Genomic DNA, 14,758 nt, shown 5'->3' with positions numbered 1-14,758 from the left:
CTCACTGTGCCGTCGGTGACGTCTCCGCGCCAGAGCCCGTGCGCCGAGGTGACACATCTGACAGACGAGCGGTCGAGATCGCGACGCACATCACGGCCGCGACGAGGCACAGGCCGCCCGCGACGTACCAGGCCAGGTCGTAGGTGCCGAGCTGGTCGCGGACGAGACCGGCGCCGAGGGCCGCGCCGGCCGCACCGAGCTGGTGGGAGGCGAAGACCCAGCCGAAGACGATGGGGGCGCGCTCGCCGTAGGCGCTGCGGCACAGGGCCATCGTCGGTGGCACGGTGGCCACCCAGTCGAGGCCGTAGAAGAGCACGAAGGCGAGCATGTTGACGTGCATCGAGTCGCTGAAGAGCGCCGGCAACAGGAAGAGCGAGCCGCCTCGGAGCGTGTAGTACGCCGCGAGCAGGATCCGCGAGTCGACCCGGTCGGTGAGCCAGCCGGAGAAGACGGTGCCGACGATGTCGAAGACCCCGACGAGCGCGAGCAGACCCGCCGCCGTGGTGGTCGGCATGCCGTGGTCGTGGGCCGCCGGGATGAAGTGCGTGCCGACGAGGCCGTTCGTCGAGGCGCCGCACACGGCGAAGCTGCCGGCGAGGAGCCAGAAGACCTTGGTGCGCGCGGCGTCGCGGAGCGTCGCCAGGGCCAGGTGCGCCGGGTGCCCGGTCGGGCGCGGCGGACGTCCGACCGGGGTGCCCGCGGGGGCGCCGTAGGCCGTGATGCCGAGGACGCTCGGGTGGTCGTACAGCTTCCACAGCACGAGCGGGACGACCGTCAGGGCCGCGGCCGACGTGGCGATCGCGGCGGTGCGCCAGCCGTGGTTCTCGGCGAGCCAGGCGAGGACGGGCAGGAAGACGAGCTGGCCCGTGGCGCCCGCGGCCGTGAGCACGCCGGTGACGAGGCCGCGCCGCTCGACGAACCAGCGCCCGGTGACGGTGGCGACGAGGCTCATGGCCATGGCACCCGTGCCGAGACCGACGACGATCCCCCAGCAGAGGACGAGCTGCCACGACGCCGTCATCCAGATCGGCAGCAGCGAGCCGACGCTGACGAGCACGAGGGCGACGGCGACGACCCGCTGGATGCCGAGGCGTTCCATCAGGGCCGCCGAGAAGGGCGCCGCGAGCCCGAAGAGGACGAGGTTGACCGAGACGGCGCCACCGATGACGCCCATCGGCCAGCCGAACTCCTCGTGGAGCGGCGTCATGAGCACGCCCGGCGTGGAGCGGAAGCCGGCCGCGCCGATGATCGTCAGGAAGGTGACGACAGCGACCCACCAGGCCGGGTGGATCCGGTGGCCGGAACGGATCGGCGCGCCGGCGGGGTCGGGGATGGCGCGCTCGGGGACGTCGTCGTCGGGGACGTCGGCGCGGCGGTCGGTCAGGCTCACAGGCACCACCCTGCAGGACCGCTTCGGCGATGACGAGTGGCCAGAAGGACATGATGTGCAAAGATCTGGCCATGAGTCCCGACGCCCCGCGACCGCACCGCGTCGCCGTCCTCGCCCTCGACGGCGTCGTGGCGTTCGAGCTCGGGCTGCCCCACCGCTTCTTCAGCGCGAGCGCCCTCGACCCCGGCTGGCCCGGTCGCCTCACCGGCGCTCCCCCGCCCTACGAGGTGTCCATGTGCACGCTCGACGACGGCCCCGTCATGACGTCTGCCGGCTACGCCGCTCTGCCGACGCACCCGAGATCCGTTGTCGCGCAAGCCGACACGGTCGTCATCCCGGGCATCACCAACACCGCCATCGTCACCCAGGGCGAGCTGCCCACTGCCCTGGTCGAGCTCGCCGCCACGGCCCGGTCCGACGCGCGGTGGCTCTCGATCTGCACCGGGGCCTTCGTCCTCGCTGGCCTCGGCAAGCTCGACGGCCGCGAGGCGACGACGCACTGGGTCTACGAGGACCTCTTCCGCCGTCACTTCCCGACGGTCGACCTCAACCCCGACGTGCTCTACGTCGACCACGGCGACGTCCTCACCTCGGCGGGCAACGCCGCGGGCATCGACCTGCTGCTGCACGTCCTGCGCAGCGACCTCGGCACCGAAGCCGCCAACCGGGTCGCCCGCGGCGCCGTCGTCGCACCCTGGCGCGCGGGCGGCCAGGCCCAGTTCATCGAGCGCCCCGTCCCCGACGAGTCCGAGGCCGGCACCGGATCGACACGCGCCTGGGCCCTCGAGCACCTCGACGAGCCGATCGGCCTGTCCGACCTGGCTCGTCATGCCGGAACGAGCGTGCGCACCTTCACCCGCCGCTTCCGCGAGGAGACGGGCGAGACGGCCGGTACGTGGCTCGCGCGGGCCCGGGTCGACCGTGCCCGGCACCTGCTCGAGACGACCGACCTGCCCGTCGACCGGGTCGCCGCCGCGGCAGGGTTCGGCACCAGCGCCTCACTGCGCCAGCACCTCACGGCCGCCGTGGGCCTGTCGCCCCTCGCCTACCGGCGCACCTACCGCGCCGAGCCGGCCTGACCCGCCGCACAGGTCCTCATCCGGCTCCTCGGGCTGGGCTCGTCGGSCTCGKCGGGCTCGKCGGGCTCGTCGGGCTCGTCGGGCTCGTCGGGCTCGTCGGGCTCGTCGGGCTCGTCGGGCTCAGCCGAGCCCGGCGAGGACCTGCACGATGACGATCTTGGCGATCATCGCCACCGGGTAGACGAGCACGTAGCCGAGGCTCACTCGGGTGTCGAAGCCGGTGCGGTCGTTGGCGAACGCCAGGATCGCAGGCTGGGTCTGCGCACCGGCCAGCATGCCGGCGTGCTGGGTCCCGCCCATGCGGTGGACGAGGCGCCCGGCCAGGAGCAGCAGCACGGCGGCTCCCGTCGTGACGACGAAACCGAGCACGGCGACCTTCCAGCCGAGGTCGGAGGTGATCGCACCGACGATCCGCTCGCCTGCCCGGGTGCCGGCATATGCGAGGAAGGTGATGACGCCGAAGTAGGACAAGGACTGGGCCGCGCCGTTCGACATCGAGGTCACGACGGGACCGAGGCGGCCGAGCCGGCCGAACACGAGGCCGGTGAGCAGCGTCCCAGCGGCCGCGCCGAGGGCGAAACCCCCGCCCGGCAGGGGGATGTGAACCATGCCGACGAGCAGGCCGATCGAGAGCCCGAGGGCGAAGCCGACCGGGTTGATGTCGGACATCCCCCGGTCGGAGTCCCCGAGGAAGGCCGACACCTCCGGCATCCGCTGGACCGGCGACGTGACGCGCACCCGGTCACCCATCTGCAGCACGAGCCCCGGCGCGGCCACGAGGTCGACGTCTGCGCGCCGCACCCGGCTGATGTGGGCGCCGAAGCGGCCCTCGAGGTCGATCGCGCCCACCGATCGGCCGGCGATCTTCTCGTTCGAGACCGTCACCCGGCGGTAGTCCAGGTCCTCGTGCCCCTCGACGATGTCGTGCGAGGAGCGGTGGCCGAGCTCGAGTGTGACCCGGTCGACGAGGTCACGCGGTCCGACGACCGTGACGAGGTCGTTCGGACCGAGCAGCAGCTCGTCGTCGGCCACGAGCGTCGGGTTCGAGAGGTGGTCGTGCTTGAGCCTCGAGAAGGTGACCTTGTGGTCGTAGCGCTCCTCGACGTCGGCGAGGGAGAGCCCCTCCCCGCGTTCCGTGCGGATCGTCTGGTGCACGAGCGGCTCGCTGGGAGGTGCCTCGTTGCCACGATGGCGCAGCGACCACGCCGCCGCGAGGAGCATCCCGACGACGCCCCAGAGGTAGGCGATGGAGTAGCCGACGGTCGGGCCGGCAGGATCGGCGGCCCGTTCGGTCGCCGCGGCGAGGGCGGGGGTGTTGGTCAGGGCGCCGGTGAAGGCCCCGGCCACGACCGACGACGTCAGCCCGAGGGCCCGGCCCACCAGCACTGCTGCGACCGCGACGACGGCGATCGTGGCCACGACCGTGAGCATCACCGGCCACCCTCGGGGCAGGGACGCGAAGAAGCTCGGGCCCGAGACGACCCCGATCGTGTAGGTGAAGAGCACGAGTCCGAGCGTGCCGACGTTCTCCGGGATCTGGAGCTTCACCCCGTTCGCGACGCCGATGGCCGACACGGCGATCGCGGCGAAGAGCACTCCGGCCGGGCCGATCTCGACCGTCCCCAGACGGACCCGCCCCAGCATCGTGCCGACGAGCAGGAGCAGCGCGAGGAGCAGGATCGGTTGCCCCGCCAGCAGAGTGAGCACGCCGTCCTCTCCCTTCCCGGGTCGCTGCAGCCCGGGTCAGGTCGCAAGCGGGAGGTGCGGGTGCTTCGACGAACGACCCTGGAACGACAGGATCGCGGGGTTCTGGATCTCGCCGCCACGGATCTCGATGGCCCGCCGGACCGTCGGGGAGGCGTCCCACGCATCGGGGCCGCCCATGACGGTCGGCAGGAAGGGCAGGAGCGCCTCGCTGATCTCCCACGTCGCGGCGTCCCAGAGGTAGGACGGGCTGTGGTCGACGGCGTAGTAGAGCACGTGGTCGCCGACGAGGAAGGTCGGCTCGGTGAAGGTCGTCGGCTTCGCCCAGCTGAACCCCATGCCTTCGTCGCACGAGACGTCGATGACGATGCTGCCCGGCGTCATCCGCTTGAGGTCGTCGCCCGTCATGAAGGTGATGGGCGCGTCGGTGTCCTGGAGCACGCAGTTGACGACGATGTCGTGCTCGGCGAGGAACTCCCCCAGCGCCACCGGGCCGTGCTCGGTCACGGCGTGGCTCACGCGCGCCGTCGTGTCGTCGGTGTCGAAGTGCACGATCCGGGCCGAGTGGATGGGCGAGGCGACGGCCGCCTTCTGTCGATGCGTGAGCACGTCGACGTCACCGATCCCGAGGGCGTTGAGCGCGGTGACGGCGCCACGGGCCGTCGCACCGAAGCCGATGACGACCGCGCGGCGCTGCGGGCCGTAGTCGCCCGTGATGCCGGCGATCTGGAGGGCGTGCAGCACCGAGCAGTAGCCGGCGAGCTCGTTGTTCTTGTGGAAGACGTGGAGGCTGAAGGAGCCGTCCTTGTTCCAGTGGTTCATCGCCTCGAACGCGATGAGCGTCAGCTGCCGGTCGATGGCGACCTGGGTGAGCTCGGCGTCCTGCACGCAGTGCGGCCAGCCCCAGAGGACCTGGCCCTCCCGCAGGGCCGAGATGTCGCTGAGCAGGGGCTTGGGCGCGAGGATGACGTCGCACTCCGCCACGAGCTGCTCGCGGCTGCGGAAGCCGCCGACGAAGCGCTCGAGCTGGTCGTCGGAGACGCCGTGCCGCTCGCCGTAGCCGGTCTCGAGGAAGACCCGGCCGCGCAGCTCCACGGGGATGCGGTCGACGTGCTTGGGGTGCAGCGGCAGCCGGTGCTCGTTCTCCTTGAGCGACCGGGCCATGACGCCGAGGCTGAGCTGGTCCATGCGCGTACCTCCTGGTGGGCCGCCCCGCGCTCAGCCCGGCGACTCGTCACCAGCGCCCGAGCCGGGCACGACCCCGTCAGCGTACGCGTGTCAGGCGGTCGAGGCGGCGAGCTGGCCGCAGGCGCCGTCGATGTCCTGGCCCCGGGTGTCGCGGATGGTCGTCGGGATGCCGTGGGCGCGCAGCCTCTCGACGAAGTTCTGCTCGACACCGCGTCGGCTCGCGGTCCACTTCGAGCCCGGCGTCGGGTTGAGCGGGATCGGGTTGACGTGCACCCACCCCTTGCCGCGCCGGTTCAGCTTCTCGCCGAGCAGGTCGGCGCGCCAGCCCTGGTCGTTGATGTCGCGGATGAGGGCGTACTCGATCGACACGCGCCGACCGGTCGCCTCGAAGTAGCGGTAGGCGGCGTCGAGCGCCTCGTCGACGGACCACCGGGTGTTGATCGGCACGAGCTCGTTGCGCAGCTCGTCGTCGGGGGCGTGCAGTGACAGGGCCAGCGTCACCGGGATGCCCTCGGCCGTCAGCTTGTCGATGCCGGGCACGAGGCCGACCGTCGACATCGTGATGCCGCGGGCCGACATGCCGAGGCCATCGGGGGCCTGGTCGGTGAGGCGACGGATGGCGCCGACCGACGCCTTGTAGTTGGCCAGCGCCTCGCCCATGCCCATGAAGACGACGTTGCTGACGCGCAGCGGCGCCTCCCGGTCCTCGTCGCCGCCGCCGGCGAGCTCACCCCGTCGCAGAGCCCGAGCGGCCCAGACGACCTGCTCGACGATCTCGCCCGCCGACATGTTGCGGGTCAGGCCCGCCTGGCCGGTCGCGCAGAACGGGCAGTTCATGCCGCAGCCGGCCTGGCTCGAGATGCAGATCGTCACGCGGTTGGGGTAGCGCATGAGCACGGACTCCACGATCGCGCCGTCGTGCAGGCGCCACGCGTACTTCATCGTCTGGCCGTCGTCGGCGACGCGCTGCACGATGGGCGTGAGCAGGGTCGGGAGGAGGTCGGCGACGAGCTCGGACCGCACCGCCTTGGGCAGGTCGGTCATCTGCTCGGGATCGTCCTCGAGCCGCTCGAAGTAGTGCGTCGACAGCTGCTTGGCCCGGAACCCCTTGTGCCCCAAGGACTCGACGGCTTCCTTGCGCTCGGCCGGCGTGAAGTCGGCGAGATGGCGCGGCGGCTTGCCGCGGCGGGGCGCCTGGAAGGTCAGCTGCCCCGGCACGGGACGGGCCGTCGTCGGCTCGGGCAGCGCGACCGGCGGCTGCACGTCGACGGCCTCGGTAGTGGGCTGGGGGGCGGACTCGGCGGCGGGGGCTGGGGTGTCGGTCATCTCCCCTCCAGTGTCTCAGGTGGAGTCAAAACGCGGGTCGGCCGGCCGGGCGACCCCACCGAGGGCGTATGCCGCCCTCCCGCGCCCGGGCGCCGGTCGCTCAGTCGCGTCGGGCTGCGCGCTGTTCAGTGACGGTGTTGCCGCCGTCGACGACGAGCACCTGGCCCGTGACGTAGGACGACTCACGGCTGGCGAGGAAGGCAATGGCAGCGGCGACCTCGTCGGGAGTGCCGGAGCGGGCGAGCGGCGTCGCCCGTCCCTCGCGCGCCTCGGCCTCGGTCTGCGACCCGGTCGCCACCCAGCCCGGGGCGACCGCGTTCACGGTGGTGCCGTGCATCCCCTCGTCGACCGCGAGAGCCCGCGCCAGACCGAGGAGCGCGGCCTTGGCCGTGGCGTAGGCGACCTCCCCGCGCATGGCCATGGCGCCGCCGGTGACGCTGCTGACGAGGACGAGCCGACCCGCCCCGGACGCCCGCAGGTGCGGCAGGGCGGCCCGGCTGACGAGGTAGGCGGTGTCGAGGTTGCGGGCGAGCGACCCGTGCCAGCGCGCGGGGTCGGTGGCCGCGAGGTCGCCACCGAGTGTGTCGGGGTCGGCGGCGCTCGTCATGCCGGCGTTGTTGACGACGACGTCGAGTTGACCGTGCGCCGCTATGCACGCCCCGACGAGCGCCTGTGCCGCCGGCTCGTGCGTCAGGTCGCCGACGTGGCCGCTCGCCGTCACTCCCTCGCGACGCAGCCACGCGACGCGCTCGTGCACCCGGTCGGTCGTCGCGGTGAGCACGACGGAGGCGCCCAGCCGGCCGAGCAGGCGGGCCGTGGCGAAGCCGATGCCGCTCGCGCTGCCGGCGCCAGTCACGAGGGCGACCCGGCCGGTCTGGCCGAAGGGCGCGGTCAGGGCGGCCGCCCGTGCCTCGGCCACCGGGTCAGCCCGGCTTGGCGGCGAGCAGCGTCAGCACGGCCCACACGATGGGCGCGACGACGACGAGCGAGTCGAGACGGTCCATGACCCCGCCGTGGCCGGGCAGGACGTTGGACATGTCCTTGATCCCGAGGTCGCGCTTGATGAGCGACTCCATGAGGTCGCCGACCGTGGCGGCGACGGCGACACCGACACCCAGCGCGATCCCGATGACCCACGAGTGACCGAGCAGGAAGTGGACCGTGAGCGAGCCGCCGACGATGCAGAGCAGCACCGAGCCGGCGAAGCCCTCCCAGGACTTCTTCGGGCTGATGGTCGGCGCCATGGGGTGCTTGCCGAAGAGGACGCCCGCCGCATACCCGCCGACATCGCTGCAGACGGTGGTGATGAAGAAGACGAAGATGCGTGCGACGCCGTCCTCCGGCGCGAGCAGGAGGATCGCGAAGCCGACGAGGAAGGTCGGGTAGGTGGCGATGAAGATGCCGCCGAGGACGTCGCGCCCGGCGCCGTCGAGGCGACCGGTGCCGCGCCAGAGCACGACGGCGAGGCACGTCAGGGACCAGGCGACGACGAGGCCGGCGGGACCGTGGACGAAGGCGGCCCAGAGCATCACGACCATGCCGACGACCGGTGGGACGAGCGGCGCCCGGACGGCGGCGTGGCGCAAGGCCCCACGCAGCTCCCAGATGCCCACGGCCACGCCGAGCGCGACGAGCGTGATGAACGCCTCTTTGCGGATCAGCAGGGTCGCGACGATGAGGATGCCGAGGCCGACCCCCACGGCGATCGCCGCCGGCAGGTTGCGCCCTGCCCGGCTCTGCTTCTTCTCGATGACCTGCTCGGCGGGGAGGCCGGCGAGCTCGTCGAGGCTCGGGTCGTAGGGGACGGGGTCGAGCGGCCCGGCCCCGCCGTCGCCGGCCTGCGCCGTGGGCGCGGGGTCCACGGGGTCCGGCGGGGAGTCGGTCGTCATCATCGGTCGAGCATCGAGGTCACACCTCGAGCAGCTCGGCCTCCTTGGCCTTGACGAGCCCCTCGACGAGGTCGGTGTGCTTCTTGGTGAGGCCGTCGAGCTCCTTCTCGGCGCGCGACCCGTCGTCCTCGCCGACCTCGCCGTCCTTGACGAGCTTGTCGAGGTCGGTCTTGGCCTTGCGACGGATGTTGCGCACCGAGACGCGCGCCTCCTCGGCCTTGTGGTTGGCGAGCTTGATGTACTCACGGCGGCGCTCCTCGGTCAGCTCCGGCATGACGCAGCGGATCTGGTTGCCGTCGCTGCTCGGGTTGACGCCGAGGTCGGAGTCGCGGATGGCGCGCTCGATCTCGTGCATCGCCGACTTGTCGAAGGGGATGACGAGGATGGTGCGGGGCTCGGGGTTCTGGAACGAGGCGAGCTGCTGCAGCGGGGTCGGCGCGCCGTAGTACTCGACCGTGAGCTTGTTGAACAGCCCCGGGTTGGCGCGGCCAGTGCGGATGCCCGCGAAGTCCTCCTTGAGGACCTCGACGGCCTTGTCCATCTTCTCCTCGGCCTCGAACATCGTCTCTTCGATCATGGCTCTGGCTTCCTCGTCCCTCGTTCGTGGGGTGGTGCAGGGGTTTCAGCGGGTTCGTGCGCTTCGGTGGGACTGCTCGCGTCGCAGCGGCAGGCGACCGCTCAGGCGTTGGTGACCAGCGTGCCGATCTTCTCACCGAGCAGGGCGCGCGTGATGTTACCCGCGCCCTCCATGCCGAAGACGACCATCGGCAGCTTGTTCTCCATGCAGAGGCTGAAAGCGGCCGCGTCGACGACCTTGAGTCCCTCGACGATGGCGTCCTGGAAGGTGACCGTCTCGAGCTTCTTGGCGTCGGGGTTGGTGCGCGGGTCGGAGTCGTAGACGCCGTCGACGCCGTTCTTGGCGATGAGCACGGCGTCGCACTTGATCTCGAGGGCGCGCTGGGCGCTGACCGTGTCGGTGGAGAAGAACGGCATGCCGGCGCCGGCGCCGAAGATGACGACGCGGTGCTTCTCGAGGTGGCGGATGGCCCGACGCGGGATGTAGGGCTCGGCGACCTGCTGCATGGCGATCGCGGACTGCACGCGCGTCTCGATGCCCTCCTTCTCGAGGAAGTCCTGCAGGGCGAGGCAGTTCATGACGGTGCCGAGCATGCCCATGTAGTCGGCACGCGTGCGGTCCATGCCGCGCTGCTGGAGCTCGGCGCCGCGGAAGAAGTTGCCTCCGCCGATGACGACGGCGACCTCGACGCCGCCGCGCACGGCGTCGGCGATCTGCTGGGCGATGCCGGAGACGACGGCCGGGTCGAGTCCGATGCTCCCGCCCCCGAACACCTCACCGGAGAGCTTGAGAAGGACCCGGTGGAAGGGGGTTGTCTGGGCGTCGGTCATGGCGCAGGGCCTCCTCGTGGGCAGCGTTCCGGCGGTCGGTCGATCTTTCCACATCCCGCGGACATCGGCCGCATCGGGTTCAGGCGGCGAGGACCCCGGGCAGCGCGGCCGCGAGCCGGGCGTAGTCGGACTCGTCGTTGTAGGGCGCGGCGGCGAGCCGGAGGTAGCCCCGACCGTCGAACGCGACCGGAGGCACGACGAAGCCGGCCGTGTGGGCGTTGCCACAGCGCCTCGGCGTCCTCGGTCGTGGTCGCCACTCCCTCAGGGAGCGCGACGAGACGCAGGCACGGGGCGGAGGGTATGCCGCCGAGCGGGCTGTCGGTGCCGAGCGCCTCCCGCACGAGCTCGGCCCCGCGCAGGAGCAGGTCGGCATTGCGGTGGACCTGGGGCCACCCGCCGAGGCCGGCCCAGGCGGCGAGGCCGTCGGGCACGGCCACCCACGACGAGTGGTCGACGGTGCCCTGCAGGTCGAAGCGCTCGGGGAAGGGCAGTCCGTGGCTCCATGAGGTGACGAGCGGACGCATCGCCTCGCGGTGCTCGGGAGCCACCCAGAGGGTCGCTGCGGCGCGTGGCGTGTAGGCCCACTTGTGCAGGTTGCCCGACCAGAAGGCGACGCCGAGCGCCTCGACGTCGAGTCCGGGCAGCGCGCCGGGCACGTGGGCGGCGTCGACGAGGACCGGGACGGGAGCCACGGCCGCAGCGACCTCGGCCACGGGCAGCACGAGGGCCGTCGGCGAGGTGATCTGGTCGATGACGACGAGGCGGGTGCGCGGGGTCACGGCCGACGCGAAGGCCGTCACGACGTCCCGGGGACCGCTGTCGACCCCGAAGGTCGCGGTGCGCAGCGTCCCGCCGCGCGCCTCGACGGACCAGCCGGCCGTGAGGTAGCCGTGGTTGCTGACGACGACGTCGTCCCCGGGACCGATGCCGAGGCCCTGGAGCACGACCCCGACGGCCTCGGTGACGTTGCGCACGAGCGCCGTCGACGCGGCGGGCACGCCCACGAAGGCGGCCGCGGACTCCCGTGCCGCCGCGAGCGCCGAGGGCAGCTCGTCGCGGAAGGCCCGCATGGGCGCCCCCTCGACGCTCGCCCGGGCACGGTCCTGGGCCTCACGGACCGAGCGGGGCACGGCACCGAACGCACCGTGGTTGAGGTGGGTCAGGGCCGGGTCGAGCTCGAACAGCTCGGCGATGTCGCGACGCACCCGACCATCCTGCCTCAGGGTTTGAGCCCGCCCGACATCAGGTCCGGGCACCGGGCCGCCTCTGCGGGAGTCATCGGCGCCACGTCGACGGACGCCTCGCGGGAGCGACCGAGGTTCCACGACAGGACGTCCTCACGCTGGGCGCGTGCCGCGATCGTCGAAGGAAGCACGATGCAGGCCGAGACGTCCCGGGGCAGGCCGGCGACGATCGCCGGCGTGGCGTCGGAGCCCAGCGACCGCAGGTAGGCCGCGTCGAGCTTGCCCGTGGCCTGGTAGCGGTCGATGTTGCGCTGCGCGACCCACGCCTCGGGGTTGGCGAGGCCACCGACGAGCACGAAGGCGACGGCGGACGCCAGCGCCGCGCGCGGGAGCCACCACCCCGAGAGCCGGACCCCGGCGACGAGGACGAGCACGACGAGCAGGCCGAGCCAGAGCTCGAACCCGTCGACGAGCACCCGGAGCAGCGTGAAGCCGTAGGCCTGCTGGTAGAGGTCCATCCGGTGCAGCGCCGACCCGACGACGACCAGCGTGAGACCGCACAGCGCCCCGAGCACGACGCGGAGCACGAGCCGCTCCTGTGTCGTCGATCGCGGCGCCTTGCGGACCGCGAGCGCCACGGTGGCGAGCGTGAGCACCGTCGCGGCCGTGAGCTGGCCGAAGCCCTGGTGGACGTACTCGGCGTACGTCAGCCCGGTCGTGCGCTGGACGTAGTCGTGCCCGCCGAAGAGGGCCGCGGCCTGGGCCACGACGAACGCGACGAAGAGGGCGACGACGAGGCCGACGGGCACGACCCACTCCCAGACGCGCGCCACCGGACGCGCCTCGGGCAGGGCGACGCGCTCGACGCGCGGCGGGTTGAGGGCGACGTAGCCGGCGGCGAGCAGGGCCCCGCCCATGACGAAGCCGACGAAGAAGCGGAAGGTCAGGCCGTCCCACGCGACGTGCGGCACGAGCGTCTGCGCCCACGACCCGAAGACCGCGTCGCCCGAGGCGAAGAGGCCGCCGAAGACGACGAGCGCGACCAGCGAGATGGCGGCGGTGCGCACGACCGGCCACACGACGTTGATCCGGCTCGTCGCGGAGACGGTGCGGCCGAGCAGCGGCAGGCCGCGCATGGCGGCGAGGGGCCAGGACGCGAGCCCGGCTCCGAGGGAGAGGAAGCCCTTCGCATCGGTGAGCGCCGTCGTCAGCACGAGGACCCCGAGCATCACGGACATGACCGTGAGCCACTCGGCGGCCCGCAGCACCGAGAAGGACGCGAGACCGACGCAGAGCACGCTGCTGACGGCCGTCCAGCGGGTCGTGCGGTAGCGCGTCGTGCGCCAGAGGACGACGCCCCCGAGGAGGAGCACGCCGAACAGCGCCACACCGATGTCGCGGTAGGGCAGCAGCACGGCCGACAGGACCCCGACGCCGAGGCAGAGCAGCAGTAGGCGGACCTGCGGGGCGAGACCTGCCTCGGGCCAGAGGTCACCGAAGAGCGAGTCGACGACCGGCTTCGGCGCCCCCACGGGCAGGCCGGAGTATGCCGTCGGGCGCGGTGCGGGGCCCGGCCCGCCCGGCGCTCCGCCTGGGGTGCGTCCCGCCGCGGCGGGAATGGGTGCGGGCACGGTGGGCTCCTCGGGGTCTGGACCCGCGGCGGACGCGGGCCGGGCGGTGGTGGAGGTCGGGGTCGTCGTAGGGGTGGGTGCGTCCGCGGCGTTCTGGGCGGCATACGGCGGCATGGACCCCGGCGAGCGCGGCAGGACGGCCCGGAGGCGGGCGCCGTGCTCGCCCTCGGGAGGCGCGACGGCGGCGATCGACCCGCCGTGCAGCTCGCACACCCAGCTCGCGATGGCGAGCCCGATCCCGGTCCCGCCGCCGGCGTCGTCGCCGGAGCCGAAGCGGTCGAAGATGCGGTGGGCGTGCTCGGCCGGGATGCCCGGCCCCTCGTCGGCGACCTGGAGCCACCACCGGTCCGGTCCGTCGGGACCGGCGCTGACGGTGACGCGGCCGCCCGGCGGGCTGTGCCGGTCGGCGTTGTCGAGCAGGTTGGCGAGCACCTGGGCGAGGCGGGCCGCGTCCGCGGTGACGTGCAGGTCGCTCGGGACGTCGACGACGTGCACGGTGCCGCGCCGCGAGACGCCGGCCTCCGCGACGGCGGTCTCGACGAGCTCGTGGACGTCGACGGCCGCCAGCGCGAGGGGCGTCCGCCCGCCGTCGACCGCGCTGAGGTCGAGCAGGTCGCCGACGAGCCCGCCGAGGCGCTCGGCCTGGGCGAGCGCGGTGCGCAGCACGGCGTCGTCGGGACGCACGACGCCGTCGACGAGGTTCTCGAGCAGGGCCTGCTGGGCGGCGAGTGGCGTGCGCAGCTCGTGTGAGACCGTCGCGACGAGCTGGCGTCGCTGCTGGTCGGCGTCGGCGAGGTCGGCTGCCATGGTGTTGAAGGCGTCGGCGAGCACCCCCACCTCGTCGGCGGACGTCGCCGGGACGCGCTGCGAGTAGTCGCCGGTCGCCATCCGCGACGCCGCGGCGGTCATCTCGCGCAGCGGGGACGTCATGCCGCGAGCGAGCCACTGGGTGACCCCGAGGGCGGCGGCGATCGTCACCGGGAGGGTGAGCCAGCCGGGCACGCCGGCCCGGTCGCCGATGACGGAGACGAGCGACGCGGCCACGATGCTGGCGGCCACGAGCAGGCCGAGCTTGACCTTGATCGAGCGGATGCCGTCGAGGGGCCGGTCGGCGTTCACGGTCGGCCCGCCCCGTCGGCGCGGGTGTCGTCGTCCCCGCCGGCAGGTGCGACCGGGCCGGTCTCGAGCGAGTAGCCGACGCCGTGGACGGTGCGGACGCGGTCGGACCCGATCTTGGCCCGCAGCGACTTCACGTGGCTGTCGAGGGTGCGGGTGCCGCCGGCGTCCGCCCACCCCCACACCTCGCGCATCAGCTCGTCGCGCCCCCGCACAGCGCCGGGCTCGGCGGCGAGGGCCAGGAGCAGGTCGAACTCGAGAGGCGTCAGGTGCACCTCGCTCCCCCGTGCCGAGACCCTGCGAGACCCGCGGTCGACCGTCAGGTCACCGACCACGAGCACGGGGGGCTGCTCCGCGGCCAGCTCGCGCGCCCGGTCGACGCGACGCAGCAGGGCGCGGATGCGGGCGACGACCTCGCGCATGCGGAACGGCTTGGTCACGTAGTCGTCGGCGCCGACCCCGAGGCCGACGAGCAGGTCGGTCTCGTCGGCACGCGCCGTGAGCATGAGCACCGGGACCGGCCGCTCCGCCTGGATCCGCCGGCAGACCTCGAGCCCGTCGAAGCCGGGCAGCATGAGGTCGAGGACGACGAGGTCGGGCGCGTGCTCGCCGTGGGCCGCGACCGCACCGGGTCCGTCGAACGCCTGGACGACACGGAAGCCTTCTGCCACAAGACGATCGGTGACGGCCTGGTTGATCGTCGGGTCGTCCTCGACGACGAGCAGAACGGGAGCGGCGGCGCTCGACGACGGTCCGGCATACCCCTGGTTCATGTCCCTGAGCCTAGGAGTGGGCGCGCGGGCAGCGCGGGTGCGACGTGTGGAGATCGTGTGAAGGCCGGCCG

Annotated in this window: 12 protein-coding genes; 1 reads left to right on the top strand and 11 read right to left on the bottom strand. The window is 72.8% G+C overall.

All coding sequences use genetic code 11. The features are described from left to right. Position 1 precedes the first annotated feature (1 nt). Entirely contained in the window at positions 2-1,390 is a 1,389-nt protein-coding gene (locus ASD90_RS08460) for an MFS transporter (RefSeq protein ID WP_056753923.1), read from the bottom strand. A gap of 71 nt (positions 1,391-1,461) precedes the next feature. On the opposite strand from ASD90_RS08460, the gene ASD90_RS08455 reads away from it, so the two are divergent. Then, positions 1,462-2,469 carry a GlxA family transcriptional regulator gene (locus tag ASD90_RS08455; protein WP_056753921.1) on the top strand — a complete coding sequence of 336 codons (1,008 nt, stop codon included), beginning with the start codon at positions 1,462-1,464 and terminating at the stop codon, positions 2,467-2,469. Between the two features lie 120 nt (positions 2,470-2,589). On the opposite strand, the gene ASD90_RS08450 is transcribed toward ASD90_RS08455, so the two are convergent. The 10 genes from ASD90_RS08450 to ASD90_RS08405 all read right to left on the bottom strand — a co-directional run bounded on the left by ASD90_RS08450 (position 2,590) and on the right by ASD90_RS08405 (position 14,687). Continuing rightward, positions 2,590-4,176: an aspartate:alanine exchanger family transporter gene (locus ASD90_RS08450; protein WP_235506437.1), complete on the bottom strand. Its 1,587-nt coding sequence runs from the start codon at positions 4,174-4,176 to the stop codon at positions 2,590-2,592. Between the two features lie 36 nt (positions 4,177-4,212). Next, complete coding sequence (locus tag ASD90_RS08445; protein ID WP_056753916.1) at positions 4,213-5,361, bottom strand: N(5)-(carboxyethyl)ornithine synthase; 1,149 nt, start codon at positions 5,359-5,361, stop codon at positions 4,213-4,215. A 90-nt stretch (positions 5,362-5,451) separates the two neighbouring features. After that, positions 5,452-6,687, bottom strand: coding sequence for a 23S rRNA (adenine(2503)-C(2))-methyltransferase RlmN (gene rlmN, locus ASD90_RS08440; protein WP_082588544.1), 1,236 nt, complete (start codon positions 6,685-6,687; stop codon positions 5,452-5,454). A gap of 100 nt (positions 6,688-6,787) precedes the next feature. Further along, positions 6,788-7,606, bottom strand: coding sequence for an SDR family NAD(P)-dependent oxidoreductase (locus tag ASD90_RS08435; protein WP_235506435.1), 819 nt, complete (start codon positions 7,604-7,606; stop codon positions 6,788-6,790). A gap of 4 nt (positions 7,607-7,610) precedes the next feature. Next, positions 7,611-8,579, bottom strand: coding sequence for a phosphatidate cytidylyltransferase (locus tag ASD90_RS08430; protein WP_056753914.1), 969 nt, complete (start codon positions 8,577-8,579; stop codon positions 7,611-7,613). Between the two features lie 16 nt (positions 8,580-8,595). Then, a complete protein-coding gene (gene frr, locus ASD90_RS08425) occupies positions 8,596-9,153 on the bottom strand; it encodes a ribosome recycling factor (RefSeq protein ID WP_056753911.1) in 558 nt (185 codons plus the stop codon). Between the two features lie 101 nt (positions 9,154-9,254). After that, a complete protein-coding gene (pyrH, locus tag ASD90_RS08420) occupies positions 9,255-9,983 on the bottom strand; it encodes a UMP kinase (protein WP_056753905.1) in 729 nt (242 codons plus the stop codon). Continuing rightward, positions 9,980-11,188 carry an aminotransferase class V-fold PLP-dependent enzyme gene (locus ASD90_RS08415; protein WP_235506434.1) on the bottom strand — a complete coding sequence of 403 codons (1,209 nt, stop codon included), beginning with the start codon at positions 11,186-11,188 and terminating at the stop codon, positions 9,980-9,982. Before ASD90_RS08415 ends, pyrH begins: the two co-directional genes overlap by 4 nt. Positions 11,189-11,202: 14 nt before the next feature. Then, positions 11,203-13,917 carry a DUF4153 domain-containing protein gene (locus tag ASD90_RS08410; RefSeq protein ID WP_056753902.1) on the bottom strand — a complete coding sequence of 905 codons (2,715 nt, stop codon included), beginning with the start codon at positions 13,915-13,917 and terminating at the stop codon, positions 11,203-11,205. Beyond that, a complete protein-coding gene (locus ASD90_RS08405) occupies positions 13,914-14,687 on the bottom strand; it encodes a response regulator transcription factor (protein ID WP_056753899.1) in 774 nt (257 codons plus the stop codon). The genes ASD90_RS08410 and ASD90_RS08405 overlap by 4 nt, the downstream gene beginning before the upstream one ends. Positions 14,688-14,758 lie beyond the last annotated feature (71 nt).

The sequence above is a fragment of the Terrabacter sp. Root181 genome (assembly GCF_001428505.1).
Taxonomy (GTDB): domain Bacteria; phylum Actinomycetota; class Actinomycetes; order Actinomycetales; family Dermatophilaceae; genus Terrabacter.
The sequence above is the reverse complement of the archived record's forward strand: the minus strand, read 5'-3'. Positions and strand labels throughout refer to the sequence as shown.